A 25449-nucleotide genomic window follows, 5' to 3' on the forward strand; every position below is an offset into this window, starting at 1 on the left:
TAAAAGGTAGTGGTTTTATGGAATATCTTGCTCACTTTGATAAAGATAAAAGATATGGACAACCATTAAATGAACATCTGAAAGCCGTTGCAGAGATGTGTACGGAAATAGTGCCCAATGTAGTAAAATTTAAAGATATGGACATTGATATAATAAAATGCTTAGCATATAATATTGGCTTTTTCCATGATATAGGTAAATACTCGAAATTTTTTCAAGAATATTTAATAGGTAATTACAAAGGTTCCTATAAAAATCATGCTCATATTTCTGCTTGCTTTTCTTATTTATTTTTATTTGATAAAATTAAAATGATATGCAAGAATGAGAATTTAATGTATATACTTATGTATCTGTGCTATATTGTTGTGCGAATGCACCACAACTCTTTGACATTGGAACGGTTGTTTACCATTGAAGGTCAAGATGTAATGTGGCAAGAGCTTAATGTAATAAGGCAGAATCTATTCGAAAATCAACATCAGATTTTAGATGATTTATCAAGTATTGCTCCGAATTTAAAGGATCTTGATTTTTCAACATATCTTGATTTAGAGAGATTAAAGGGAAACAAATATTTTATGAATATGCCTCAACTTTTAAAAATGGGACGATTTGCTGATGAACAATGGTATTTTTTTCTTATATATATGTTTTCATTGCTTGTAGATAGCGACAAACTAGATTCGGCTGAGCTCGTACATAGGTCAGGAAAGTCTATTTCACATAGTAGAGTTGCCAAGTATTTGGCATTTAAGGATAAGGGTAGTGCTGATAAAACATTGCTTTTAAAAAGAGAAAATGCTCGTAGAGAGATGATGAATAATGTAGATAATTTAACAGATGAACAGATAAAAAACAGCAGATTTTTCATTATTACTGCTCCTACCGGAATTGGTAAAACTTTATCTTCTTTACAATGTGCTTTAAGATTACAGCAAAGAATACAAGATATAGAAGAATATGTTCCAAAAATAATAACTGCTATTCCATTTATCAATATTATCGAACAGACACGTAAAGAGTATGAAAATGTTATAGGAGATCAGGCAAGTTTGGTTGTGCATCATAGATTGGCTGATATTGCATCTAATATAAAATCTAGCGAAAATATACCGATAAGCAAAGCTTTACTTGAGATAGAAGCTTGGGAAGGAGATGTAATTTTAACAACATTTGTCCAATTATTTCAATCCATATTCACAGGTAGAAACAGTGCACTAAAAAAACTTAATAAATTGGCGGGAAGTATCGTAATATTGGATGAAGTACAAGCAATACCAGAGAAATATATGCCTCTTGTTGGTGCTACTTTGCAGAAAATATCTGAATATTATGGTACTCGATTCATACTTATGACAGCTACTCAGCCGAAGATATTGGAATTTGGTGATCGGTTACTGAATAGTCATGAATATAGTAGTAAGAAAACAATTGATTTGTTTCCTTCTTCAGAGACATACTTTGCTCAATTGAAAAGGACTAAATTTGTACCAGTTTTGGAAGAAGAAATGAATACGGACAAATTTGTAGAATTTTTTATTGAAAAATGGAATCCACGTAAATCGGCTGTCATAGTTGTAAATACTATAAAAAGAAGCATAGAGGTATATTATGCATTAAAGTCAGAACTCAAAGGACGAGGTATTGATACTCCTGTGTATTATTTATCGACTAACATAATACCAAAAAAGAGGATGTCGGTTATTCAGGAAGTTGACAAGCTATTGAGAGCTAATAAATCCGTTATTCTGGTTTCTACTCAGACCATAGAAGCAGGAGTAGATTTAGATTTTGACATGGCTTTTAGAGATTTTGCTCCATTAGATTCATTGGTACAGACGGCTGGCCGTGTGAATAGGAATAGTCAAAAAGGCGAACACTTGCCAGTTTACATTGTGAAATTAGCTCATGATAGTGATTATATATATCACCTTTTTAATAGGAAGTTAACAATGGAACTGTTGAGAGAATATAAAGAAATTTACGAATGGCAATATAATAAAATTATAGATAGGTATTATGACAAAATATTAAGTTTAGGCATACCTCAAGAATCGAAAAATATATGGAATGAAGGCATATTGAAATTAGATTTTAATAAGATATCAGAATTTAGGTTAATAGAGGATTTGTCGTTCATATGCGATGTGTATGTGGAGAAGGATGAAAATGCTACTATTTTAGCTAATGAATATGAAAATATTATTTTAGAACGAGGTGATTATGCACATTACAATTCATTTGAACGCAAGGCGTTATTAAGGAATATTACGGCAAAAGTGAATGATTATATAATACAAGTTAAAGAACGAAAAGTTGAAAGCAATTTGTTGCAGAATTTTGAAATCAGAAATGGGGTAAAGAGTTCACTACGGTGGATTTCACCAAAAGATGTATCTAAATTATATGATGAAGAAACAGGTTTTAAATTTGTTTAAAAAAATATATTGTTGTAAACTATGATATTCTAATAAGATGGGGTGCTAAATTAAAATGTCTTCTAATGATGTATCTTCTATAATAACTTCTTCATTTTTTAAAGGAATTTTAATAGGATTAAAATGCTTAACTTAAATATTTGTTCAAAATTGCTTAAAATTAATTTAACTATGGAAGGCGTATTTGTTGGAAATACTCAAAAGTTAAAACAAGAGGATTTTCTTGACATGCTGGAGTTAAATGGCTTAACGACACTTTCTCAGTTATCGCGGGCATATATTTTAACTGTTACATCTCTTTCTGGAATAAATCCACCAGTAAAATTGCCTATGGTAAATATTTTTAAATTAATGCAGCAGAAAAAGAATAATGAAGCAAATAAAAAATAAACAGGAAATAAGGAATTTGCTTATAGTTTTAAAAACAATTATGTTAAATTACTGTTTTTGTTTGACTATGACCACGATTTTATGTATTATTGAAAATGATCATGTATAAGGTGTGATAGGTTATGTTAATACAATGTACAAAAAAGTTGTTAGATGTGCTGGAGAGAAAACCCGTTACGCATGAAGAAGAAAATTTGTTATTTTCTTGGCATGCGAATTTGATTACATTGAATCGAAGAAAAACAATAGTTCTTGTAAATGATAAAAACAGGTATGTGGTTGTTTTATATGGACTTAAGGCAAAGGATTTTAAAAGACTTGATGAAGTTATTTTAAATGCTATTCGTCTGGTGTTATTAGATGAGTGTATTGATGAAGAAATTGTTGAAGAGTATATAAGACAGGCGGGAAAAGTTGTATACGGAAAAACAAAAAATAGTATTTATGTAGGGAAAATGAATGCTGCTTGTAATGTGGTGTACTTATATGAAGATTTGCTTTTGGACAATACAGTTTATCAAACTTTTGTAAGCAAAGTAGCAAGCCGTTATTGGGTAGGCAAACAGGAAGAAGGATATACATCTCCAAGTAAAGAAATGTTTAAAGATTTAGAAGATTTTGTTGGTAGACCCATTTTTAAATGTAGGGCAGTAGAGTTAAAAGTAACACTTGAGATAGAAAATCATAATATTTGGCGCAGGCTTGTTGTTCCTATAAATACTACATTTACACAGCTTCACAAAGTACTTCAGGCTGCTTTTGGCTGGCAGGATTATCATCTTCATGAATTTTTCATTTATGGCAATGAACGACAGGATGTCTCATTTATCAATTATCCTTCTTACAGTAAAGATGGATATAAGGCGATTGTAAATTTAGTCAGCGATGAAGAAGCTTTTGATTATCCGAACGAGAGCGACATAGAAATGATTTTTGAAAAAGGTATTAAGTTATCAAAATATATTCCGCAATATAAAAGGTTGATGTATGTTTATGACTTTGGAGACAATTGGCAGCATTATATTGAAGTTCAAAAGATCATTGACAATTATGATAAAAATTATGCTGTCTGTATTGATGGGGAAGGAAATGCCCCACCAGAAGATGTAGGCGGTGAATATGGCTATGATGAATTTTTAGAAATAATTTCTGATAAAAACAATCCGGAATATGAAAATATGATGGCTTGGGGAGAAAATCAAGGGTACAAAGAATTTGATATTGAGGAGGTAAATAAAAAGATTAGTTTATTCTATAATTAAGTTGCTAACTATGGAATGTTTATTAAATTAGGCAAAGTTTGTAAGGAAACTAAAAGGACACAAAGTAGTTGTTTATGCATGTATTATTAGTAAAATAATTGTAAATATTGGTGAAGAAGTTGGGCTTGTGTCTACTCTATTGATACAAGCCAAGTTTTTTAGTCATGCCATTCCTTCTGGCGATGGCTATATGGATATGGAACCTTTCAGGAGAGTAACAAAAAATTACATATGATTGAAATGGAGGTATTTTAGTGGATGATCATGTGATAGAAGAAATAAAGAAGACTTGTGACAAACTCCTGACAGATAAAAAACTATTGCCTCTTGAACAATTAAATCAGGGATATAATATATTTAATGAATTCAATGTGTGCATTGTTTGGACCGCCTGTAAATTATTTTAGGATTGGCACAGGTGATAATGGCAATAGCTATTGGGAGGATATGAAGTCGAATTCATACGTAGGTATAGGCTGGGCAAAACTGGGTAATTTGACTTCATACGATGAAAGTAAAGCGGAGCAGCAGTTTTATTTCCTAAATTTTTTAATATATTAATCTTGAAATTTTCTAAAAAATGTGTTAAAATTGCACTAAAATACCCGCTTTGTATATTAATAAGCGTATGTTGAGGTGCAAAAATGATTAATATAGATGTTATTCAAAAGGAATTTAATAAACGTGGTGGCGTGCTTAAAACTTCAGAGCTTAATGCTCTTGGAATTTCAAGCCGCAAAATAAAAAAGCTTCTTGAAAAAAATATAATTAAAAAAATCAAACGTGGCTATTATGAACTATCAAATAGTATCAATCCAGATGAAGTCATTATAGCTAGGCTATTTCCTAATGCAGTTATTTTTTTGGAAAGCGCACTTATTTATTATGGCTATACTGATAGAATACCCTCAGCATGGCAAATAGCAGTTGATAAAGACAGCGAAAAAAGCCAATATAAAATTGAATACCCTCCAATAGAGCCTTATTATCTTGAACCAAAATTTTTAAAGATTGGAGTTGATACAATACAAGTTGAGGGTGTCACTATAAAAATTTTTGACCGTGATAGGACTATATGTGATGTTCTTCGCTATGAAAATAAGCTTGAAAAAGAAGTATTTAGCAATGCAGTCCAGCGCTATGTAAAAGACCAAAAGAAAAATATAAGAAAGCTGTTTGAATACGCTGAATTGTTTAATATCAAAAATAAGGTTCAGACCTATATAGGAGTGTGGATATAATGGCTGATATCGCTGCATCAATTTTGGCTAGGTTAAAAAATAAATCAAAAGAAAAGGGAATTCAACTTCAACAGCTGTTAAATCTTTTTTGCCAAGAAGAGTTTATACGTAGGTTGTCACAATCGAAATACAAAGATAATCTGATTCTCAAAGGCGGTTTTCTTTTATATACAATTAGTGAATTTACTACTAGACCGACAGTTGATGCAGATTATCTTTTAAAGAACTATTCAAATGATATACATTCGGTAGAGATGCTTGTCCGCGAAATCATTTCTACACCTAGCCAAAATGACTTTATTAGATTTGAGATCCGAGGGTTAGAAGTAATTAGCGAAATAAAGGAGTATCATGGTATTCGAGTTAATCTAATGGGTTTAATTGGAAATACTAAGACACCTTTTAGTATTGATTTTGGAGTTGGAGATATTATAGTTCCTTCAGTGGTGGAAAGAAAACTGCCGGTCCTTCTTTCTGGGTTTGAAAGGCCTGAAGTATTAACATATTCGTTAGAGTCTACTGTGGCTGAGAAATTAGATGCTATTATATCATTAATGAAAGCTACAGGGCGTATGAAGGATTTTTATGATATTTATTATTTAGCGACGACATTTGATTTTGAGGGTAGAAAATTACAAGAGGCTATTTACGAAACTCTTTCTAATCGTGGTACACCATATGAAAAAGATTCTGTTGCTATAATATCACAATTAGCTAATGATGATGCAATTCAAAAACGATGGATCAACTTCTGCAAAAAAGTATTGAGATTTGAAATGAGTTTTGATTCAGTTATTAAGGTCATTATTGATTTTACGTTGCCGCCTTTTATGGCAATAATAAGTGAAGATGAGTTTTTTGGTATATGGAGTTCTAAAAAACGAAAATATTTATATAAGTAAATTGATAAAATATCAAATTTATGGTAGGAATATTAAAATAAAAGGCGAAAATCCTTCTAAATAATTACTTTGACAAATTTTATAAAACATTAAAAATTTTTTGATTTTTGCGATATTGAAAACAAATTTTGATATCGTTTGCGGTAATAATAAATTTATTTCATTAGCATAAGTTATAAATTTTTTATTGCAAAAGGGCTGTTAAAGGTTGGGGAAGGTTGAGATAGAAATATTATTAAAAATGGCAATTAAACTATTTATATATAAAAGATTCATATTTATTAGAAATAAACGTTAATGAACGTACTATAACACATAGATTAGCTATGTATTTACAGATGCTTTTTACTGATTATGATGTTGATTGCGAATATAATAGAGATTTTAGAGATAAAAAGAATATAAAATTTAACTCAAGAAGAAGTGGAGAAAATGTTATCTGAAATTAAAGCACCATTTAAAGAGAAAATTAAAAAATTTTTAGAAGAAGATAATGAAGATTATTTAGAATGTAGTGTTTATCCTGATATAATAATACACAAGCGGAATTCTAATAATAATTTACTTGCAATTGAAGTTAAAAAACAATACTCTAATGAAAAAGATGATAAATTCGATGATCAGAAGTTAAAGAAATATACCCATGGTGACGGGTTTGGTTATAAGTATGGAGCATTTATCAAATTAGGTAAATCATGTGAAGAAATTGATATTATTTGGTATAAAAATGGAATGCCCTATAATTATAATATAAATCCAGGTGATTGTATAATGAACATAAAAATAAGAGAAGCATTATTTAATGATTATGAATCTATAAGTATTCTTGTTAAAGAAGTGCATAGTTTACATGTTAAAAATAGGCGGGATGTGTATGCTGATGTGGAGAACCCATTTACGGAAGAAAGGTTTAAGGAAATATTAAGTGACGGTAAAACGAAAGTTTTTGTGGCTGAAGATTGCAATAATGAAATAATAGCTTACAACATTATAGAAATAATGACTGCGAGAAATATTCCAATTCTTAAAGAGAGAAAATTTGTCTATATAGATGATTTATGTGTTAGTTCCACTCATAGAAGAAAAGGCGTAGGGAGAATGTTATTTAAGCATATTGTTGATTATGCAAAAAAATCAGGTTATGATGCACTTGAATTAACTGTATGGGAATTCAACAGCGATGCGATAAAGTTTTACGAAAATTTAGGTATGACGACAAGAAATAGAAGAATGGAATTGAAGATTAATTGATTATTTTACTGGAAAATAGTAAGATTAAATTGTAAAAAGTCAAATATAGAAATTAAGAATAATTCTGGTGTTATATGATGAAACTTCTTATAAAACTTACTGCATTGCTAATAACTTTTGTCGTGCTTTTAAATATTATTGCAGAGTTACAGGTGATTACATTTGCATATAATGCAAAACCGGTAAAATCTAATGCTATTATTGTCCTTGGATGTGCAGTTTACGGGAAAAATCCCAGTCCTTTTTTTAAGGAAAGATTAAATGAAGCTATAAAACTTTATAAAGAGGGACTTGGTAAGTACATTATTGTATCTGGTGGTAAAGGACCTGGCGAGGATATATCTGAGGCAGAAGCAGGGAAGGAATATCTTTTGAAAAATGGTATAACTGATAATGTTGTATTAATGGATGACGGATCGTATTCAACATTACAAAACCTTGAAAATTCTAAGAAAATTATGGATGGAAAATCGCTAAAGACAGCAATAATTGTATCAAACAAATTTCACCTGAAAAGGGCAAGCATGATTGCAAAAGAAGTAGGCATAAATGCAAGCTATTCAGGAGTATTTGTAAAAAGTTATTTTTATGAAGAGGTATACGGCTTTTTACGGGAAGCACCTGCATTATTGTATATGTATTTTAGAATGCTAATAGATTGAAAGGCTTTCCTTTTGTCATAGGAGAAGGAAAGCCTTTTTTGGTGAAAGCGCACTTTATTTATTCGGTTGGTTTTATCATAAGCCCATTGTTGAAGTGGTTTAAACCGCTCATTAGATCGATTACTGATAAAAGCTCAACTATTTCTTCATCGGTTACGCCTGCTTCTTTTAATTTTTTGGTGTATGTGGTTATGCACATCTCACAATTGTTTAGAATTGACACGGTTAAAGCGACAAAAAGTTTTGTTTTAGAGTCGATTTTCCCCGGTCCCATTGCCACTTGAGATTTTTGAAGGAATAGCTTTAAATATTCTGGTTTATTTGCCATTGCTCGCATTGTTGGAGGAACAAACCCCATCTGATTTTCTATTTGCTCGAATATTTGCTGTACTTCTGGGTTTGCCTCTTCCTTGCTAACTAATTTAACACCTATAGCCATACTATCACTCCTAAAAATGAAATAATATATACCCCCCTCTATGATGGGGTACAACATAATGATACTACTATTCTATAATGAATGCAAGTACGGTGAAAATTTCAGCTTATGTAAGCTTTTAAACAGCTAAAGAGATATCCGACATATAAGTTCCTGTTATGGTTTCTATAAATTTTTATTATTATACTCGTTAAATATTTGATGTTATAATTATATCAAAATATGTTAAATAATTTTCAATTTTCAAAGGAGGAGAGAACTTGGGATATCTAATTGAGAATAAAGATTTTGACGATATTTTAAATCTACTGAAGAAAGATTATAAAATTTATGCACCGAAACGTTTTGAAAAGCGTGGCCGGTATTCTGACACAGATCTTATAAGATACGATGAGATAAAATCTTTGAAGGACATTGTATACGATGAAAAATCCGATTTTTCACCAAAAGAAGTTATATATCCAATAACACAAGCTTTGTTTTATTTTACAGAGGATGAGTACAGAGAAAGCAAGGTATTTGATAAAAAAATACTATTATTTGTAAGAGCTTGTGATATAAATGGCATAAGAAGACTTGATACGATTTTCCTCCAAAATGGTGATACAGAAGATATTTATTACAAAAGACTCCGTGAAAAAGTAAAATTCGTTTTGATGGAATGTAAAGATGGCTGGGATACCTGCTTCTGCGTTTCCATGAACTCCAATAAAACAGATAACTATAGTCTAGCGATAAGATTTAATAATGATAATGTAATGGTTGAAGTTAAAGATGATGAATTTATTGACATATTTAAAGATAAGAAAGAAATAGATTTTAAGCCTGAATTCGTAAAATCAAATCCGAAGGTTGTCCATGTTCCAGAAATAGATAATACAGATCTACTTAAAAAAGTATATGATCTTGACATGTGGGAAAGCTTTAATTCCCGCTGTATAAGCTGCGGTGCTTGTACTGCTGCTTGCATAACATGTAGCTGTTTTAATACAGTTGATTTAATTTACAGTGAAAATGCAAATGTTGGCGAAAGAAGAAGAGTGCAGGCAAGCTGTATGCACAAGGATTTTACAGAGATGGCGGGTGGTCATGTATTTAGAAAAACTGCCGGTGAAAGGATGAGATTCCGTACACTTCATAAAGTATATGATTATAAAGCTCGCTTTAAAACGGAAAACATGTGTGTCGGTTGTGGTCGCTGTGATGAAAGATGTCCAGAGTTAATATCCTTTTCGACAACGATAAATCGCTTATACGATGAAGTTGAAAAGTTGAAGTCGGGTAAAGGAGGCAGCATAAATGAATAATATTTTCATGCCTAAGCCATATAAGATACTTGAAATAGTTCATGAGACGAATTTGGAATACACATTTAGAGTTGAAGTTGATGTAAAAGCAGAGCATGGGCAGTTCTTTCAGATTTCCATTCCCAAGATAGGTGAAGCACCTATATCGATAAGCGCTATGGGTGACAATTGGATGGAATTTACTATAAGAAAAGTAGGAAAAGTAACAAATGAGATATTTAACTTATCTCCTGGCGATAAGATATTCATGAGAGGACCTTATGGTAATTCATTCCCTGTTAACAAATATAAAGGAAAAGACTTAGTTGTTATAGCTGGTGGTACAGGTGTATCGCCTGTTAGAAGCTTACTTAAGTATTTTTATGATAATTCGGAAGAAATAAAATCGCTACACTTTATAGCAGGATTTAAAGATGAAAACAGCGTCTTATTTAAAGAAGATTTAAATAATTTTAAGACAAAATTTAACACTATATATACTCTTGATAAGAAAAAAGTCGATGGATTTGAAGTTGGCTTGGTGACAGAGCATATAAGTAAAATACCATTTGATAGCTTTGATGATTACAATGTCATTGTCGTTGGTCCGCCAGTAATGATGCATTTTACAGCATTAGAATTATTGAAAAATGGGGTACCAGAAGATAAAATTTGGGTTTCCTTTGAGAGAAAAATGTCTTGCGGAATTGGAAAATGTGGTCACTGCAAGATAAACGAGACGTATGTTTGCCTCGAAGGTCCTGTGTTTAACTACACAAAAGCGAAGGATTTACTTGATTAAATGTGGAGGTGTATGTAATGAACTATGATATAGATGTAAAAAAAGTCCGCAGAAATTGTTACAGGCAATCGAAAGTCCGCGGTGAATTCATGGTGCAGATGCGCGTTCCAGGCGGTGTAATGGATGCTAAATATTTGTCATATGTAGAACATATTGCAAAAACATGGGGAAATGGACAATTTCATCTTGGCGTTAGACAAACTTTATCAATACCTGGAATAAAGTATGAATATATCGATGAAGTCAATAAGTATATAAAGACGTTTATTAAAGAGATAGAAGTAGACCTTTGTGGTGTTGACATGGAAGTAGATGACAATGGATATCCAACGATAGGTTCTAGAAACATTATGGCTTGCATAGGAAATAAACATTGCATAAAGGCAAATATAGACACAACATCACTTGCAAGAAAAATTGAAAAAATCATCTTTCCAAGTGATTATCATATAAAAGTAAGCATAGCCGGATGTCCTAATGACTGTGCAAAGGCTCATTTCAACGATTTTGGAATTATAGGCATTACAAAAACAGAATATGATTACGATCGTTGTATAGGATGTAAGAAATGTATCGAGGCGTGTAAACAACATGCTACAGGTGTTTTATACATGGTAAATGGAAAAATCGAGAAAGATTCGTGCTGCTGTGTTGGCTGTGGTGAGTGTGCACTTGTATGTCCCACAGGTGCTTGGTCTAGAAATCCTAAGAAATTCTACAGAGTCCTCATTGGTGGCAGAACCGGAAAACAGACACCTCGCATGGGAAAGATTTTCTTAAATTGGGTAACAGAAGATGTAGTGCTGGGCATACTTAAAAATTGGCAAGATTTCTCTGCGGAAGTATTGAATCATAAACCAGTATATCTCCATGGAGGTCACTTGATAGACAGGGCTGGATACAATAAATTTAAAGAGCTTATATTAAAGGGTGTAGAATTAAACCCTGAAGCTATGGTTGCAGATAGAATATTTTGGACAGAAACTGAATACAGGTCAAACATAAATGTTAAGCCTGTTTGTGATATTAAATAATTAGATTTTTAATCCCGATTACCTTTACAATTTTAGAGTTTTAAAGTATAATTAGATTAAATTTAATACTTGTAAAATTAGTTTGCGGGGGAACCATTTTGGTTGAGAAGGTAAAACCTGACCCTTAGAACCTGATGTAGTTAATACTACCGTAGGGAAGCAAGCTTTCGATTATAAAGCTTTACCATGCGGTAAGGCTTTTTTTATTCAATATTTTCGAATATAACCTTCTTCCTCCCTTCATTTTACAAGTATCAAAACAAAATAATTTATGAAAGGATGACTGCGATGAATTACACTACACAATTAGATGCGGCAAAAAAAGGAATTATTACAGAAGAGATGAATGTTGTGGCAGCAAAAGAAGACATTGAAGTGGATTTATTGCTGAGCAAGGTAGCTTCTGGTGAAGTAGTCATACCAGCAAATAAAAACCATGAAGCACTTAGTCCAGAAGGCGTAGGGACAGGGCTTAGAACAAAAATAAACGTAAACTTAGGTGTATCAAGGGACTGCAACAATGTGGATGCAGAATTAGAAAAGGCAAAAAAGGCGATAGAAATGAAAGCAGAGTCTATCATGGATTTAAGTTCATATGGCAAAACTTTCGAATTTAGAAACAGATTGATAGGTATTTCTACAGCCATGATAGGTACTGTTCCAGTATATGATGCTGTAGGATATTATGACAAAGATTTAAAAGACATTACTCCTTCAGAATTTATAAAGATCGTCGAAAGGCATGCACAAGACGGTGTTGATTTTATGACTATCCATGCAGGCATCAACAGAGAGACGGCGGAAATTTTCAAAAGAAATGAAAGACTTCTAAATATCGTTTCTCGTGGAGGCTCTTTGTTATATACGTGGATGGAATTAAATGATAAGGAAAATCCTTTTTATGAGTATTTTGATGATATTCTTGACATATGTGCTGAGTACGATGTAACGATAAGCCTTGGCGATGCATTGAGGCCAGGCTGCATAAATGATTCCACAGATGCATGCCAAATAAAAGAACTTATAACCCTTGGAGAATTAGCGAAAAGAGCTTATGAAAAGAATGTTCAAGTGATTATTGAGGGACCTGGTCATATGAGGCTAAATGAAATCGAAGCAAATGTTTTGTTGGAGAAAAAGCTATGTCATGGTGCGCCGTTTTATGTATTGGGCCAATCGTAACAGATATTGCACCTGGATATGATCATATTACAAGTGCAATTGGTGGTGCAATTGCTGCAGCAAGTGGAGCGGATTTCCTGTGTTATGTAACACCAGCGGAACATCTGAGACTTCCAACGATTGAAGACATGAAGGAAGGCATCATTGCTTCTAAAATAGCTGCCCATGCAGCAGATCTGGCAAAAGGTATACGCAATGCAGAAAAATGGGATAATGATATGTCTTATGCCAGGAGAAAGCTTGATTGGGATGAAATGTTTAGATTAGCTATAGATCCTGAAAAGGCGAGAAGGTACAGGAGTGAATCTCTACCACATGATAGTGAAACATGTACAATGTGTGGAAATATGTGTGCTGTGAGAAACATGAATAAAGTTATTACAGGAGAAGATATAAGCCTGTTAAAGTAGGATTTTTAAAAATTGGGAGGATTGTAAATGAATATAAAAAAGATTACTTATTCAGCTATGCTGATTGCAATCGGCGTAGTCTTTGCAAATTTTGTATTTTTCCCTGTAGGTGTTTCGAAAACGACCCCTATACAGCATATAATTAATGTCATATCTGCAGTGATACTTGGCCCAGGATATGCAGTACTAATTGCGTTTTCAATATCCATAATCAGAAACATAATGGGCACTGGAACACTATTGGCTTTTCCCGGTAGCATGATTGGCGCTTTATTGGCAGGAATTTTATATAAATTGACAGGGAAAAAGATTTTAGCTGCATTAGGGGAGGTTTTTGGTACAGGGATAATAGGAGGTCTTGTGGCATTTCCAATAGCCAAATACATCATTGGTAAAGATGTGGGAGCATTTTTCTTTGTAACTCCATTTTTAATAAATACAGTGACAGGAAGCATCGTAGCCCTTATTTTGCTTGAGGTTTTGGATAAGTCGAAAAAGGTCTATAAATAAAATATGGTAATTCGGTAAATTCCTAATTTTGTGATATAATGAACTTACAATCAAATAATAACAAATAATAATAAAAAGGGGGCTATAGTATGCCTGATTTTGGTACTCCATTTGCTGGACTTGCAAATAAAAACAAAATGACTCACGAAGAGCTTATAAGAGCTATACGATTTATGGTGGCAGCAGAGTATGAGGCTATACAGTTATACATGCAGCTAGCAGAGTCTACAGACAATAAATTAGCAAAGGATGTTTTAGTAGATATAGCAAACGAAGAAAGAGTGCATGCTGGAGAATTTTTGAGGCTTTTGAAGGAATTATCTCCAGATGAAGAAAAACTGTATGAAGAAGGAGCAAAAGAAGTAGAAGAGATGATTGAAAAAAATAAATAAACTTTTATACATATATTGATATTTCAATGGAGGTTGTCTTTTTTACATTATGTAAAATGTCACAGCCTTTTTTCCTTATGTATTTACTTGAATATAATAAGCAATAATGTAATAAAAAGCTGATGCAAATGTACCAATTTGTAACAACTTAAAACTATGAAATAAAATATGATGCTTCTAAGTTTTATAAAGGATGGAGGGAAAAAATTATGGCTTTACCTGATGAAAATAAGACGTATACGTATCGCGATTATAAAAAATGGAAAGATGATAGACGCTGGGAGTTAATAAATGGGAATCCATTTCCCATGGCTCCGCCTTCAAGAATACATCAAGAGATCTTAAGAGAGATATTAACTATTTTTTCTGTGTATCTGAAAGATAAATCATGTAAAGTCTATAGTGCTCCGTTTGGAGTGAGACTTCCTAAAGCAAACGAAAATGATGATGACATAGAAACGGTTGTAGAACCTGATATTGTAGTAGTGTGTGATAAGTCGAAATTAGATGATGAAGGGTACAAAGGCGCACCGGACTTAGTTGTAGAGATTGTTTCACCTTCTACAGCCAGAAATGATAAAATTAAAAAATTTAATCTATATGAGATGGCAGGAGTAAAAGAGTACTGGATAGTAGAACCGGATAACAAGATTGTAACTGTTTTTACGTTAGATGACGATAAAAGGTATGGAAGGCCTGGGATATATTCTGATGAAGATAAAATTAAAGTTTCAATTTTTGAAGATCTCATCATTGATCTAAAATCTGTTTTTACATTTTAGTTTAACCATCAAGACACAAGTGAAAACTCTCTTGTGCCTTATTTTTTTAACCTTAATTCTGTTTTATTTTTCCAGAAAAAATTTTTTTAAAACAAGAAGGATTTTTGAAATTTACGTAGAATATATTATAATATAAAAGCAATATATTAATATACTAGTATACAAGTTCAAAAATTTAAAGTGATTTTTACTTGACTCATTACGCTTTATGTCCCCTATGAATTTTTTAAACGGAAGAAAAATTAAATAAAAAAAGAAGGAATTTTAAAAATGATGTCGAATATATAAGGATATGAATATTAATATGCTAGTATACAAGAATACAAGTATTAAAATAGGGGATGTGAAGCGATGGGATTAGAGCTTTTGGAAAACAATACGTATGAGTCAAAAAAAGATTACATCTACAGAATGATTAGAAAGAATATAATCGACATCAATCTAAAGCCTGGAGAGGTTATATCAGAGAATGATATAGCTAATGCATTTGAAACCAGCAGGACGCCTATTAGAGAAGCATTTACGAGGCTGGCAAATGAAGAACTGATTGAAATTTACCCACAAAAAGGCACGTTTGTTTCTTTGATAGATATAAAACGTGCTCAAGAAGCAAAATTCATGAGGGTAAATCTTGAAAAAGAAATCGTGAGACAGGCTTGTAGAGAATTTCCAGATGACATCTTGTTTCAGCTTGAAGCGAATATAAACCAACAAGAATTTTGTGTCATGAAAGAAAATTATATTACCATTTTTGACTTAGACAACGAGATGCACGAGCTTATATACAGAGGATGTAAAATGGATAGGATTTGGTCAGCCATAAGGTTTATAAGCGGCGATTATGACAGGATAAGGACATTGAGATTGTCGTCTGATACTGATTGGGATGCTATCATAAGCGATCACAAAAATATTGTAAGTGCCATAAAGGAGAAAGATGAAGAAAAAGGATTAAAGATAATAAGTGAACACTTGACGATGATAGACAGAGATGTAGTGCTTTTGAAAGAAAAATATCCAGAGTATTTTAAGCAATAAATTACATTGCAATAAAAATCTACAATAAGGGAGTAAGATATATGAAGATGACTTTTAGATGGTTTGGCGAAAAAGATGACAGTGTGACACTTCAGCAGATTCGCCAAATACCAGGTGTCTATGGGATTGTAGGGGCTTTATACGATGTACCCGTAGGAGAAACTTGGCCGATTGAAAAAATAAGTGAATTAAAGACAAAAGTTGAGTCCTACGGCCTTAAACTGGAGGTGATAGAAAGTGTAAATGTTCATGAAGACATCAAGTTAGGGCTTCCGACAAGAGATAGATACATTGAAAATTACAAGAAAACAATAAAAAATCTTGGCAAGTTAGGGATAAAAGTCGTATGTTACAACTTCATGCCTGTTTTCGACTGGATACGCACAAATCTGAATGAAAAATTACCTGATGGATCATATGTAATGTCATACGATGAAGATATGTTAAAAGGAAAAGATCCGCTTAAGCTCATTGAAGACATGGACAATGGCTCAAATGGCTTTATACTTCCAGGTTGGGAACTTGACCGCTTAAAAGAATTGAAGATGCTGTTTGACATGTACAAAGATGTTGATGAAGAAAAGTTATTTGAAAATCTTAAGTACTTCTTGGAGAATGTAATACCAACATGTGAAAAATACGATGTAAAGATGGCTATACATCCAGATGATCCACCATGGTCATTATTTGGACTGCCAAGGATAGTCACTTGTAAAGAAAATCTTGAAAGGATTGTAAACCTTGTAGACAGTCCTTACAATGGATTGACGCTTTGCAGTGGCTCATTAGGTTCAAATCCTGAAAACAATATACCAGAGCTTATAAGGCATTTTGGCAAGATGGGAAGGATTCATTTTGGCCATGTAAGGAATATAAGGTTTATAGGCGAGAGGAAATTTTACGAATCAGCGCATTTATCAAGTGAAGGATCGTTTGATATGTTTGAAATCATGAAAGCTTATTATGATATAGGTTTTGAAGGATATATAAGACCGGACCACGGCAGGATGATATGGGATGAAAAGGCAAGACCGGGATATGGACTTTACGACAGAGCTTTAGGTGTGACGTATTTGAATGGGCTTTGGGAGGCTATAAATAAGATGTCTAAATGAACTATTATAAGAAAACAGTTGACAGTATTAAAGACCAAATTCAAAGTAATTTCTGTTTTACTGGGAAAGGAGAAAAAGCATATGGATTCTGCATTGGTTAATAAAGGTGGGGGTAAGGAGGCTAAACAAGGGAAAAATAGGGATTTTAAGAAGACGTTAAAAGCTATTAAAAAAGACTGGCAATTATATAGCCTACTTATACTACCCATAGCATATTACATCATATTTAGATATGTGCCTATGTACGGCAATATTATCGCTTTTAGGAGATTTGTTCCGGGTGGACCTGTTTACGGTACAGAATGGGTCGGACTTAGGTATTTTGACATGTTTATACATGATCCATCGTTTTGGCAGGTTTTTAGAAATACGATAATTTTGAGTGTTGAGTATTTGGTAATAAGCTTTCCATTTCCGATAATCTTTGCTTTGCTTTTGAATGAGATCAAAAGCAATTGGTTTAAGAGATTTACACAAACAGTATCATATTTGCCATACTTCATATCGACGGTTGTTGTGGCAGACATGATAATGCAGATACTTGATCCATCATCAGGCGTTATCAATATGATTGTAAAACATTACATTGGGCATACTATCAACTTTTTGGCAGAACCGCAATGGTTTAGGACTATATACATCGTCTCAGGCATTTGGCAAGGCATGGGCTGGGGCGCTATACTGTACCTTGCAGCGCTGACAAATATTAACCCGGAATTGTACGAGGCGGCTATAATAGATGGTGCCAGCAGATGGCAGCAGACAATATATGTGACTATTCCAGGTATATTGCCTACGATAATGATACTTTTGATACTAAACATTGGCGGACTTTTGTCAGTAGGATTTGAAAAGATACTGCTTCTGTATAATCCTCTGACGTATTCTACGGCGGATGTCATATCTACGTATCTATACAGAATGGGACTTGTATCAAATAACTTTAGCTATGCCGCAGCAATAGGCATGTTTGAAGCAGTTATAGGTCTTACATTAGTTTACACTGCAAACTACTTGTCAAGAAAATTCACAGAATCCAGTCTATGGTAAGGGAAGTGATGATAGATGAAAGAGTCAAAGCAATATAAAATATTTAAAGTAGTAAATACGATAATAATGATTTTAGTAATATTGGTGACATTGTATCCTTTCTGGTATCTATTAAGTGTGTCTTTAAGCGGCGAAAAATACGTTTATGCAGGTTTGGTGTCTTTATATCCAAAAGGTTTTACATTAAAGACGTATCAAGTTCTTTTGGCGGAAAAAGAATTCTGGACCAGCTATAAAAATACGATTATTTACACTGTTGTAGGTACGCTTGTTTCATTATTTTTGTCGACGCTTTTAGCGTATCCGTTGTCTAAAAAGCGATTAAAAGGTAGAGGAATTATTTTAGGCTTTGTGGTATTTACTATGTTTTTCAGCGGTGGACTTATACCGACTTACCTTTTAGTAAACGCTTTAGGCATGAGAAACACTATATGGGGTGTCGTGCTACCAGGAGCGGTCAGCACGTTTAACGTAATGGTTATGAAGACGTTCTTCGAAGGAATACCAGCGGAGTTAGAGGAAGCTGCAGAAGTTGATGGAATGAGCACATACGGCATCCTTCTTAAAATAATACTTCCGCTTTCAAAACCTATAATGTACGTTATGGCGCTTTTCTACGCAGTAGGTGTTTGGAACAACTGGTTTGGACCATTTATATACCTTGATGATAGCTCAAAATTTCCTGTCGCATTGTACTTGAGAAATATTTTAGCAGGTGCACAGCAGACGGCAGTTAGCAGCACATCTGACCAAAGTGAATTGGCTCAAATATCTGCGACTTTAAAATCAGCCAGCGTCATATTGACTTCAATACCAATAATGATGGTATATCCATTTATACAAAAGTACTTTGTTCAAGGCGTAATGATTGGCTCATTAAAAGGCTAAAAGGCATCATATTAAATTCAATAAAAAGGAGGGACTATCTGAGATGATTTTTAAGGGGGTGGTGGTCACATAAAAAATAAATTTTTATAATCATAAGCTTTTGATTTAATTAATTAAGAGGAGGATATTTCATATGAGTAAAAATGCAAAAAGATTGTTGTCGTTTTTGCTAGTTGTAGTTTTGGCTGTAGGTGTTTTGCTATCAGGCTGCGGAAATAAAAATTCTTCATCCAGCAGCAACAATACAAGCAAACAAACTCAGACTGCCACAAATAATAACGATCCACAAAACTTACATTTTAAATCAGATAAGCCATTGGAATTTACAATGCTGTATAGCGACCATCCAAATTATCCTTATAAATCAGACTGGCTTTTGTGGAAAGCCATAAAAGATGCTACTAATGTCACGCTAAAGCTTACTATAGTGCCAATGAGCGATTATGCTCAAAAGAGAAGCCTTCTTATTAGCTCAGGACAGGCGCCAGAGATAATACCAAAGACATATCCCGGGCAAGAAATACCATTTGTTTCATCAGGTGCTATACTTCCTATAAGCGACTATATAAATCAAATGCCTAATTTCTCAAGAGAAGTAAAAGAATGGGGACTTCAAAATGACATCAATTCATTAAAGCAAGCTGACGGAAAGTTCTACGTTTTGCCAATGTTGCATCAAACTTATACAATGCAGTACTCGTTGGCAATAAGACAAGATATATTTGAGAAAAACAATATACCGATTCCAAACACATGGGATGAATTGGAATCAGCATTGAAAAAATTAAAAGAGATATATCCGAACACATATCCATTGTCAGATAGATGGCAAGGTAAAGCTTTAATAGGTGAAGCACTGCCGACATTTGGTGTGCCGATTGCAGGTAGCGATGGACTATTTGATTGGACACAGACTTCAACTGTTTTGTACAACAGCGCAAAGGATGATTGGGAATTCTATCCAACTTCACAAGAATACAAGGATACATTGACGTACTTCAATAGACTTGTAAAAGAAGGGCTTCTTGATCCAGCCAGCTTCACACAGACAGACGATCAAGCAGTACAGAAGTTTGTAACAGGTAAGTCATTTGTCATCATGACAAATACGCAGGAAATCCAGAATATGATCAATCAGATGAATCAGACATTAGGAAAAGGTAACTTTAAAGTGACACAGATTTTGCCATTGGCAGGACCAAAAGGTGGAGTTATTGCAGGCAACCGTCTTGAAAACGGTATAATGATTTCAGCAAAAGCTAAAGACGATCCAAACTTCCCACAACTTCTTAAGTTCGTAGACTGGTTGTGGTACAGCGAAGCAGGTGAGACCCTTACAAAGTGGGGCGTTGAAGGCGTAACGTATCAGAAAGTCAATGGCAAGTTCCAGCTTATGCCTGACGTAAATTATATGAATCTGAACCCAAGTGGTACAAAGAATCTGCAGAAGGATTACGGCTTTTCTGGTGGTGTGTTCTGCTTATTGTATGGTGGACCAAAAGATCTTGCTGAATCAATGATGACTCCAGAAGTAGCAAATTTTGAAAACCAAGTGAATACTCAAAGAAAACTGTTACCAGTTGCACCGCCTGTGCCGTTTACTGAAAGCCAGAGAGAGCAAGCTAATATGCTTAGCCAGCCAATTTCTGACTATGTAGAACAGATGATGTTGAAATTCATAACAGGTGTTGCATCTATCGACAAAGACTGGAATAGCTATGTACAACAGGTCAATGCTAAAGGTGTAGATCAATTAGTTAAACTTACAAACGATGTATACAAAAGCAGCAAAAACAAATAATGGATGATGTTTATTCTATTTTCCCTTTGATGGCTTACGCCTTCAAAGGGAAAAATGTTAGTAAGGTAAATTTGATTAAATGTTCAAAATAATGGTATTATATTATATAATTGACTTGTGGAGAGTGATATTATGATTAGCGATAAGAAATTTGTTGGCAGAATGTATGACTGTTGGCTTAGGTATGAACTTTGCGATGAAAAAGTGCCTGATGGATATGAGGATTATTTTAAATATATTGTTGTTAAAGGCAATAATAGGATTATTAGTAATGCGGTTAATGAGCTAAAAAAAGCTTTATCGAATATTAAAGATGTCGACATAGAAATAATCGAAAATATACCAAAGTCAAATTGCATTTTTATAGGCACACTGGATGATTTTAAGGCAGAAGGATTAAAAGTGGATTTAGAAAGAGAACTTAAAAGTGAAGGCTTTGCATTAAATGTTGTAAAAAAGGATAATCACAATGTACTGTCTATAATCGGTGGAAGCGAAAAAGGCGTTTTATATGGTGTTTTTCACCTCATAAGATCTATATTTAGCGGTAAAAATCTGGAAGATGCATCGTGCATTGACAATCCTCAAAATGATTTTAGGATATTAAATCATTGGGATAATATGGATGGCAATATTGAAAGAGGATATGCGGGAAAATCTATCTTCTTTAAAGATAATTGCATAGTCCAAGACCTTTCCAGGATAAAAGATTATGCAAGGCTACTTGCGTCTATTGCGGTAAATGGAGTCGTAATAAATAATGTCAATGTCCATCAACAAGAGACTAAGCTTATTACAGATGAATTTTTGCCTGATGTGGCGAAGATAGCAGATGTATTTAGAGATTACGGCATAAAGACGTACTTAAGCATAAATTTTGCTTCCCCAGTCGAGATAGGTGGTCTTTCTACTGCAGATCCACTTGACGATGAAGTTAAGAAGTGGTGGAAAGATGTAGCATCAAAAATATACAGTTATATTCCTGACTTCGGTGGATTTTTGGTGAAGGCTGATTCAGAGTTTAGACCTGGACCATTCACATATGGCCGTAATCACGCCGATGGTGCAAATATGTTGGCTGAAGCACTAAAACCCTATGGCGGCATTGTCATTTGGAGGACTTTTGTATACAACTGCATGGTGGACTGGAGAGACCGCTCTACAGACAGAGCAAAAGCTGCCTATGACAATTTCAAGCCATTAGATGGGAAATTTATGGATAACGTGGTTTTGCAAGTTAAAAATGGACCGATGGATTTTCAAATCAGAGAACCGATTACACCATTATTTGGTGCAATGGAGAAGACAAATGTTTTTATGGAGTTTCAGATTACTCAAGAGTACACTGGACAACAGAAACATTTATGTTACCTTGTGCCACTTTGGAAGGAAGCTTTAGACTTTGATACATTTGCGAAAGGAGAAGGCTCGTTTGTAAAGAAAGTCGTAAGCGGCAGCTTGTTTGGTTCAAAGCACGGTGGAATTGTGGGGGTGGCAAATGTAGGAGATAGTGAGTGCTGGACAGGACATCCTCTTGCGCAATCAAATCTTTATGGCTTTGGAAGACTTGCGTGGAATCCAGATCTTTCATCAAGAGAGATTGCTGAGGAATGGGTGAGACTTACATTTGGATGTGATGAAGATGTTTTGAATACAGTCGTACCGATGCTTTTGGAATCGAGAGAGATATATGAGGAATACACAAGCCCTCTTGGGATAGGATGGATGGTAAACCCAGGCCATCATTACGGCCCTAATGTTGACGGATATGAGTATTCTCATTGGGGCACGTATCATTATGCAGATTTTAGGGGTATAGGCGTCGATAGGACTGTAGCAACAGGTACAGGTTACACAGCCCAGTACAAAGAGCCTGTTGCAAAGATGTACGAAAATATTGATACATGTCCTGATGAGCTTTTGCTATTTTTCCACCATGTGCCTTACGGCCACAAGCTAAAATCAGGTAAGACGGTTATCCAACACATATACGATACACATTTTGAAGGTGTAGAGCGAGCAGAAAAAATGAGGGATGCTTGGATAAAATTGAAAGGGAAAATAGACGATGAGGTATATGAAGTTGTGTTAGAGAAGTTTGACATACAGGTAGTTGATGCTAAAGAGTGGAGAGATGTTGTAAACACTTATTTTTACAGGAAGACTGGAATAAAAGATGAATATGGAAGGAAAATTTATGAATAGCTGCTTTAGAGGGAGATTGAGGCAGAAATACAGTGAAAATCGAAAAATTTAGATTAATAACTTAGTTGATTGATTGGAGGAAGTTTATTATGATTAATATAGCCATAATTGGGGCAGGTAATATTTCATCTGCCCACATACAAGGCTTTTTAGAGTTTAAAGACAGGTGTAAGATCGTCGCCATAGCCGATATCTACGAAGACAAAGCTTATGAAAAAAAGAAGCGGTTTGGCTTAGATGATGCCACTTTGTACAGCGATTACAAAGAAATATTGAAAAGAGAAGATATTGATCTGGTGGACATATGCACGCCACCTTATACACATGCAGTCATTGCAGTGGAAAGTTTAAATGCTGGAAAGAATGTAATCGTAGAAAAACCGATGGCATCATCATTAGAAGAATGCGACAGGATGATTGAGGCATCAAGGAAAAACAAAAAACTCTTGTCGGTAATAGCGCAGAATCGCTTCAGGACTCAATTCATGAAACTAAAAAAGATCGTAGAGTCAGGCTTAGCGGGGGATATAGTACATGCACAAGTTGACTCATTTTGGTGGAGAGGTCATTCATACTACGATCTGTGGTGGAGAGGCACATGGGAAAAAGAAGGTGGTGGTTGCACACTAAATCATGCAATACACCATATAGACATGCTTATATGGCTTTTGGGGATGCCTGAAGAAGTGCAGGCTGTAATGAGCAATGTGGCACATGATAACGCCGAAGTTGAAGACATATCAATAGCCATACTTAAGTACAAAAGCAATGCATTAGCCCAGATAACCAGTTCAGTTGTTCATCATGGAGAAGAGCAACAAATTGTGCTTCAAGGGAAAAAGGCCAGGATATCAGTGCCATGGAAAGTATATGCATCTACAGCATCCAGTAATGGTTTTCCATCTGGAGAAGACGAAGAACTGGAAAAGAAAATACAAAGATACTACGACAGTCTTGATGTGACAAAGTACAGCGGGCACACTCCACAGATTGACGATGTATTAAAAGCGTTAGAATCAAACCATGAAATCTTGGTAAGTGGTAGCGATGGAAGAAATGCTATAGAGCTTATAACTGCCATATACAAAGCAGCTACAACAAAAGAAGCTGTCAAATTGCCACTTGAAAAAGATGATCCATTCTATACAGTAGATGGCATAATGGCAAGAGTGCCTCATTTTTATGAGAAAAAAACGTTTGTAGAAAATTTCAACGACGAACGCATAACATTTGGAAGGGAAATAAAGTAAATAAAGGAGGAACACCAAATGAGCAAAGAAAACGGTATGTACTATATGCCTGAAAGCAAAGCTAAAAAAGTCTGCAGTGAAGGAGAATTTAAATTTGCAGCCATTGGATTAGATCATGGGCACATATATGGCATGACAAAAGGACTAGTAGAAGCTGGTGCTGAAGTAAAGTGGGTCTACGACAAAGATCCAGAGAAAGTAGAAAAATTCATAAAAGCATTTCCTACTGCTAAAAAAGCTCGCAGTGAAGATGAAATACTGATGGACAGTGAAGTAAGATTAGTAGCAAGTGCAGCAATACCATCAGAAAGATGTGACATAGGATTAAAAGCAATGGATGCAGGAAAAGACTACTTTGCAGATAAACCTCCAATGACGACATGGCAGCAATTAGAAAAAGCAAAAGAAAAAGTCAAAAAGACAAATAAAAAATATGCCGTGTACTATGGAGAGAGGCTTCACAATGAAGCATCAGTTTATGCTGGACAGTTAATAGAAAAAGGAGCAATAGGCAGAGTAATACAAGTATTAGGGATGGGACCACACAGAGAAGGAAAAGGAAGGCCAGATTGGTTTTACGAAAAAGACAAATTTGGAGGCATACTATGTGACATAGGCAGTCATCAGATAGAGCAGTTTTTGTATTATACAGATGCAAAAGACGCAAAAGTCCAATCATCAAAAGTAGCAAATTACAATCACAAGCAATATCCTACATTTGAAGATTTTGGCGACGTAACGCTAATTGGAGATAATGGTGCAACAGGTTATTTCAGGCTTGATTGGTTTACACCTGAGGGACTTGGCACATGGGGCGATGGAAGGCTGTTTATATTAGGCACAGAAGGCTACATAGAGCTAAGAAAGTATATCGATGTTGCCAGAGAAAATGCTCCAGATCATGTGTACTTAGTAAACAAAGATGGTGAATTTTTGATAGATGTAAAGGGGAAGGTAGGATTTCCTTTCTTTGGTGACTTGATACTGGACTCATTAAACAGGACGGAAAATGCCATGACGCAGGAGCACATTTTTAAAGCTATAGAGTTGGCGTTAGAAGCTCAAACAAAAGCTATAAAGGTTGAATGAAATTTATAATTTTAAGAAGAGGTGTTT

At 34.2% G+C, this 25449-nt stretch carries 23 protein-coding genes, 1 pseudogene and 1 riboswitch; of the genes and pseudogenes, 23 read left to right on the forward strand and 1 reads right to left on the reverse strand.

All coding sequences use genetic code 11. The features are described 5' to 3' along the window. Positions 1 to 17: 17 nt before the first annotated feature. The 8 genes from cas3 (at position 18) to JJQ93_RS01485 (ending at position 8149) form a co-directional block, all read left to right on the forward strand. The gene (cas3, locus tag JJQ93_RS01450) at positions 18 to 2441 is read left to right on the forward strand and encodes a CRISPR-associated helicase Cas3' (RefSeq protein WP_274892511.1); all 2424 of its coding nucleotides are present in this window, start codon (positions 18 to 20) and stop codon (positions 2439 to 2441) included. A 150-nt stretch (positions 2442 to 2591) separates the two neighbouring features. Further along, positions 2592 to 2831: a hypothetical protein gene (locus tag JJQ93_RS01455; protein WP_274892512.1), complete on the forward strand. Its 240-nt coding sequence runs from the start codon at positions 2592 to 2594 to the stop codon at positions 2829 to 2831. A 122-nt stretch (positions 2832 to 2953) separates the two neighbouring features. Next, positions 2954 to 4093, forward strand: coding sequence for a plasmid pRiA4b ORF-3 family protein (locus JJQ93_RS01460; RefSeq protein WP_150201020.1), 1140 nt, complete (start codon positions 2954 to 2956; stop codon positions 4091 to 4093). Between the two features lie 360 nt (positions 4094 to 4453). Further along, positions 4454 to 4654 (forward strand): hypothetical protein, encoded by a 201-nt coding sequence (locus tag JJQ93_RS01465; protein WP_150201021.1) that lies wholly within the window; start codon positions 4454 to 4456, stop codon positions 4652 to 4654. Positions 4655 to 4737: 83 nt separating this feature from the next. Further along, the gene (locus JJQ93_RS01470) at positions 4738 to 5334 is read left to right on the forward strand and encodes a type IV toxin-antitoxin system AbiEi family antitoxin domain-containing protein (RefSeq protein WP_150201022.1); all 597 of its coding nucleotides are present in this window, start codon (positions 4738 to 4740) and stop codon (positions 5332 to 5334) included. Further along, positions 5334 to 6236, forward strand: coding sequence for a nucleotidyl transferase AbiEii/AbiGii toxin family protein (locus JJQ93_RS01475; protein ID WP_150201023.1), 903 nt, complete (start codon positions 5334 to 5336; stop codon positions 6234 to 6236). Before JJQ93_RS01470 ends, JJQ93_RS01475 begins: the two co-directional genes overlap by 1 nt. 432 nt (positions 6237 to 6668) lie before the next feature. Beyond that, positions 6669 to 7487 carry a GNAT family N-acetyltransferase gene (locus JJQ93_RS01480; protein ID WP_223814628.1) on the forward strand — a complete coding sequence of 273 codons (819 nt, stop codon included), beginning with the start codon at positions 6669 to 6671 and terminating at the stop codon, positions 7485 to 7487. Positions 7488 to 7564: 77 nt separating this feature from the next. Next, positions 7565 to 8149 (forward strand): YdcF family protein, encoded by a 585-nt coding sequence (locus JJQ93_RS01485; protein WP_150201024.1) that lies wholly within the window; start codon positions 7565 to 7567, stop codon positions 8147 to 8149. A 58-nt stretch (positions 8150 to 8207) separates the two neighbouring features. Here the strand turns inward: JJQ93_RS01485 and JJQ93_RS01490 are convergent, their stop codons facing one another. Next, complete coding sequence (locus JJQ93_RS01490) at positions 8208 to 8588, reverse strand: carboxymuconolactone decarboxylase family protein (protein ID WP_085113030.1); 381 nt, start codon at positions 8586 to 8588, stop codon at positions 8208 to 8210. 260 nt (positions 8589 to 8848) lie between these two features. On the opposite strand from JJQ93_RS01490, the gene asrA reads away from it, so the two are divergent. The 15 genes and pseudogenes from asrA (at position 8849) to JJQ93_RS01565 (ending at position 25422) form a co-directional block, all read left to right on the forward strand. After that, positions 8849 to 9895, forward strand: a complete 1047-nt coding sequence (gene asrA, locus JJQ93_RS01495) for an anaerobic sulfite reductase subunit AsrA (RefSeq protein ID WP_274892516.1) — start codon at positions 8849 to 8851, stop codon at positions 9893 to 9895. Next, entirely contained in the window at positions 9888 to 10676 is a 789-nt protein-coding gene (asrB, locus tag JJQ93_RS01500) for an anaerobic sulfite reductase subunit AsrB (protein WP_274892517.1), read from the forward strand. The genes asrA and asrB overlap by 8 nt, the downstream gene beginning before the upstream one ends. Positions 10677 to 10693: 17 nt before the next feature. Continuing rightward, positions 10694 to 11710: a sulfite reductase subunit C gene (asrC, locus tag JJQ93_RS01505; RefSeq protein WP_274892518.1), complete on the forward strand. Its 1017-nt coding sequence runs from the start codon at positions 10694 to 10696 to the stop codon at positions 11708 to 11710. A gap of 76 nt (positions 11711 to 11786) precedes the next feature. Next, positions 11787 to 11886: riboswitch (TPP riboswitch) on the forward strand. A gap of 112 nt (positions 11887 to 11998) precedes the next feature. Next, positions 11999 to 13302: pseudogene (gene thiC / locus JJQ93_RS01510) on the forward strand (phosphomethylpyrimidine synthase ThiC). Positions 13303 to 13329: 27 nt separating this feature from the next. Then, positions 13330 to 13812, forward strand: a complete 483-nt coding sequence (gene thiW / locus JJQ93_RS01515) for an energy coupling factor transporter S component ThiW (protein ID WP_274892519.1) — start codon at positions 13330 to 13332, stop codon at positions 13810 to 13812. 89 nt (positions 13813 to 13901) lie between these two features. Next, a complete protein-coding gene (gene encB / locus JJQ93_RS01520; protein WP_274892520.1) occupies positions 13902 to 14204 on the forward strand; it encodes an encapsulin nanocompartment ferritin-likeEncB family encapsulin nanocompartment ferritin-like cargo protein cargo protein in 303 nt (100 codons plus the stop codon). 209 nt (positions 14205 to 14413) lie between these two features. Next, a complete protein-coding gene (locus tag JJQ93_RS01525; protein ID WP_085113023.1) occupies positions 14414 to 14986 on the forward strand; it encodes a Uma2 family endonuclease in 573 nt (190 codons plus the stop codon). A 351-nt stretch (positions 14987 to 15337) separates the two neighbouring features. Further along, on the forward strand, positions 15338 to 16024 hold the full coding sequence (locus JJQ93_RS01530; RefSeq protein WP_240495857.1) for a GntR family transcriptional regulator: 687 nt from the start codon (positions 15338 to 15340) through the stop codon (positions 16022 to 16024). A gap of 41 nt (positions 16025 to 16065) precedes the next feature. After that, entirely contained in the window at positions 16066 to 17139 is a 1074-nt protein-coding gene (gene uxuA, locus JJQ93_RS01535; protein WP_274892522.1) for a mannonate dehydratase, read from the forward strand. Positions 17140 to 17220: 81 nt separating this feature from the next. Further along, a complete protein-coding gene (locus tag JJQ93_RS01540; protein ID WP_085113021.1) occupies positions 17221 to 18189 on the forward strand; it encodes an ABC transporter permease in 969 nt (322 codons plus the stop codon). 15 nt (positions 18190 to 18204) lie between these two features. Then, positions 18205 to 19077, forward strand: a complete 873-nt coding sequence (locus JJQ93_RS01545) for a carbohydrate ABC transporter permease (protein WP_014758324.1) — start codon at positions 18205 to 18207, stop codon at positions 19075 to 19077. 133 nt (positions 19078 to 19210) lie between these two features. Then, positions 19211 to 20878 (forward strand): ABC transporter substrate-binding protein, encoded by a 1668-nt coding sequence (locus JJQ93_RS01550; protein WP_274892527.1) that lies wholly within the window; start codon positions 19211 to 19213, stop codon positions 20876 to 20878. A gap of 132 nt (positions 20879 to 21010) precedes the next feature. Further along, positions 21011 to 23083: an alpha-glucuronidase family glycosyl hydrolase gene (locus JJQ93_RS01555; protein WP_274892528.1), complete on the forward strand. Its 2073-nt coding sequence runs from the start codon at positions 21011 to 21013 to the stop codon at positions 23081 to 23083. Between the two features lie 89 nt (positions 23084 to 23172). Further along, positions 23173 to 24333 carry a Gfo/Idh/MocA family protein gene (locus JJQ93_RS01560; protein WP_274892529.1) on the forward strand — a complete coding sequence of 387 codons (1161 nt, stop codon included), beginning with the start codon at positions 23173 to 23175 and terminating at the stop codon, positions 24331 to 24333. An 18-nt stretch (positions 24334 to 24351) separates the two neighbouring features. Beyond that, entirely contained in the window at positions 24352 to 25422 is a 1071-nt protein-coding gene (locus JJQ93_RS01565) for a Gfo/Idh/MocA family protein (RefSeq protein WP_274892530.1), read from the forward strand. Positions 25423 to 25449: the final 27 nt, after the last annotated feature.

It is taken from the genome of Thermoanaerobacterium sp. R66 (genome assembly GCF_028895185.1).
Lineage (GTDB): Bacteria > Bacillota > Thermoanaerobacteria > Thermoanaerobacterales > Thermoanaerobacteraceae > Thermoanaerobacterium.

What these genes read in the sequence shown, in the direction of transcription:
- JJQ93_RS01475 (WP_150201023.1), top strand. Translation starts at nt 5,334, where the DNA reads ATGGCTGATATCGCTGCATCAATTTTGGCTAGGTTAAAAAATAAATCA.
- asrC (WP_274892518.1), top strand. Translation starts at nt 10,694, where the DNA reads ATGAACTATGATATAGATGTAAAAAAAGTCCGCAGAAATTGTTACAGG.
- JJQ93_RS01560 (WP_274892529.1), top strand. Translation starts at nt 23,173, where the DNA reads ATGATTAATATAGCCATAATTGGGGCAGGTAATATTTCATCTGCCCAC.
- JJQ93_RS01540 (WP_085113021.1), top strand. Translation starts at nt 17,221, where the DNA reads ATGGATTCTGCATTGGTTAATAAAGGTGGGGGTAAGGAGGCTAAACAA.
- asrB (WP_274892517.1), top strand. Translation starts at nt 9,888, where the DNA reads ATGAATAATATTTTCATGCCTAAGCCATATAAGATACTTGAAATAGTT.
- uxuA (WP_274892522.1), top strand. Translation starts at nt 16,066, where the DNA reads ATGAAGATGACTTTTAGATGGTTTGGCGAAAAAGATGACAGTGTGACA.
- JJQ93_RS01490 (WP_085113030.1), bottom strand. Translation starts at nt 8,588, where the DNA reads ATGGCTATAGGTGTTAAATTAGTTAGCAAGGAAGAGGCAAACCCAGAA.
- JJQ93_RS01565 (WP_274892530.1), top strand. Translation starts at nt 24,352, where the DNA reads ATGAGCAAAGAAAACGGTATGTACTATATGCCTGAAAGCAAAGCTAAA.
- JJQ93_RS01555 (WP_274892528.1), top strand. Translation starts at nt 21,011, where the DNA reads ATGATTAGCGATAAGAAATTTGTTGGCAGAATGTATGACTGTTGGCTT.
- JJQ93_RS01525 (WP_085113023.1), top strand. Translation starts at nt 14,414, where the DNA reads ATGGCTTTACCTGATGAAAATAAGACGTATACGTATCGCGATTATAAA.
- JJQ93_RS01460 (WP_150201020.1), top strand. Translation starts at nt 2,954, where the DNA reads ATGTTAATACAATGTACAAAAAAGTTGTTAGATGTGCTGGAGAGAAAA.
- JJQ93_RS01485 (WP_150201024.1), top strand. Translation starts at nt 7,565, where the DNA reads ATGAAACTTCTTATAAAACTTACTGCATTGCTAATAACTTTTGTCGTG.
- JJQ93_RS01465 (WP_150201021.1), top strand. Translation starts at nt 4,454, where the DNA reads ATGAATTCAATGTGTGCATTGTTTGGACCGCCTGTAAATTATTTTAGG.
- JJQ93_RS01480 (WP_223814628.1), top strand. Translation starts at nt 6,669, where the DNA reads ATGTTATCTGAAATTAAAGCACCATTTAAAGAGAAAATTAAAAAATTT.
- JJQ93_RS01545 (WP_014758324.1), top strand. Translation starts at nt 18,205, where the DNA reads ATGAAAGAGTCAAAGCAATATAAAATATTTAAAGTAGTAAATACGATA.
- encB (WP_274892520.1), top strand. Translation starts at nt 13,902, where the DNA reads ATGCCTGATTTTGGTACTCCATTTGCTGGACTTGCAAATAAAAACAAA.
- JJQ93_RS01470 (WP_150201022.1), top strand. Translation starts at nt 4,738, where the DNA reads ATGATTAATATAGATGTTATTCAAAAGGAATTTAATAAACGTGGTGGC.
- JJQ93_RS01550 (WP_274892527.1), top strand. Translation starts at nt 19,211, where the DNA reads ATGAGTAAAAATGCAAAAAGATTGTTGTCGTTTTTGCTAGTTGTAGTT.
- cas3 (WP_274892511.1), top strand. Translation starts at nt 18, where the DNA reads ATGGAATATCTTGCTCACTTTGATAAAGATAAAAGATATGGACAACCA.
- JJQ93_RS01530 (WP_240495857.1), top strand. Translation starts at nt 15,338, where the DNA reads ATGGGATTAGAGCTTTTGGAAAACAATACGTATGAGTCAAAAAAAGAT.
- thiW (WP_274892519.1), top strand. Translation starts at nt 13,330, where the DNA reads ATGAATATAAAAAAGATTACTTATTCAGCTATGCTGATTGCAATCGGC.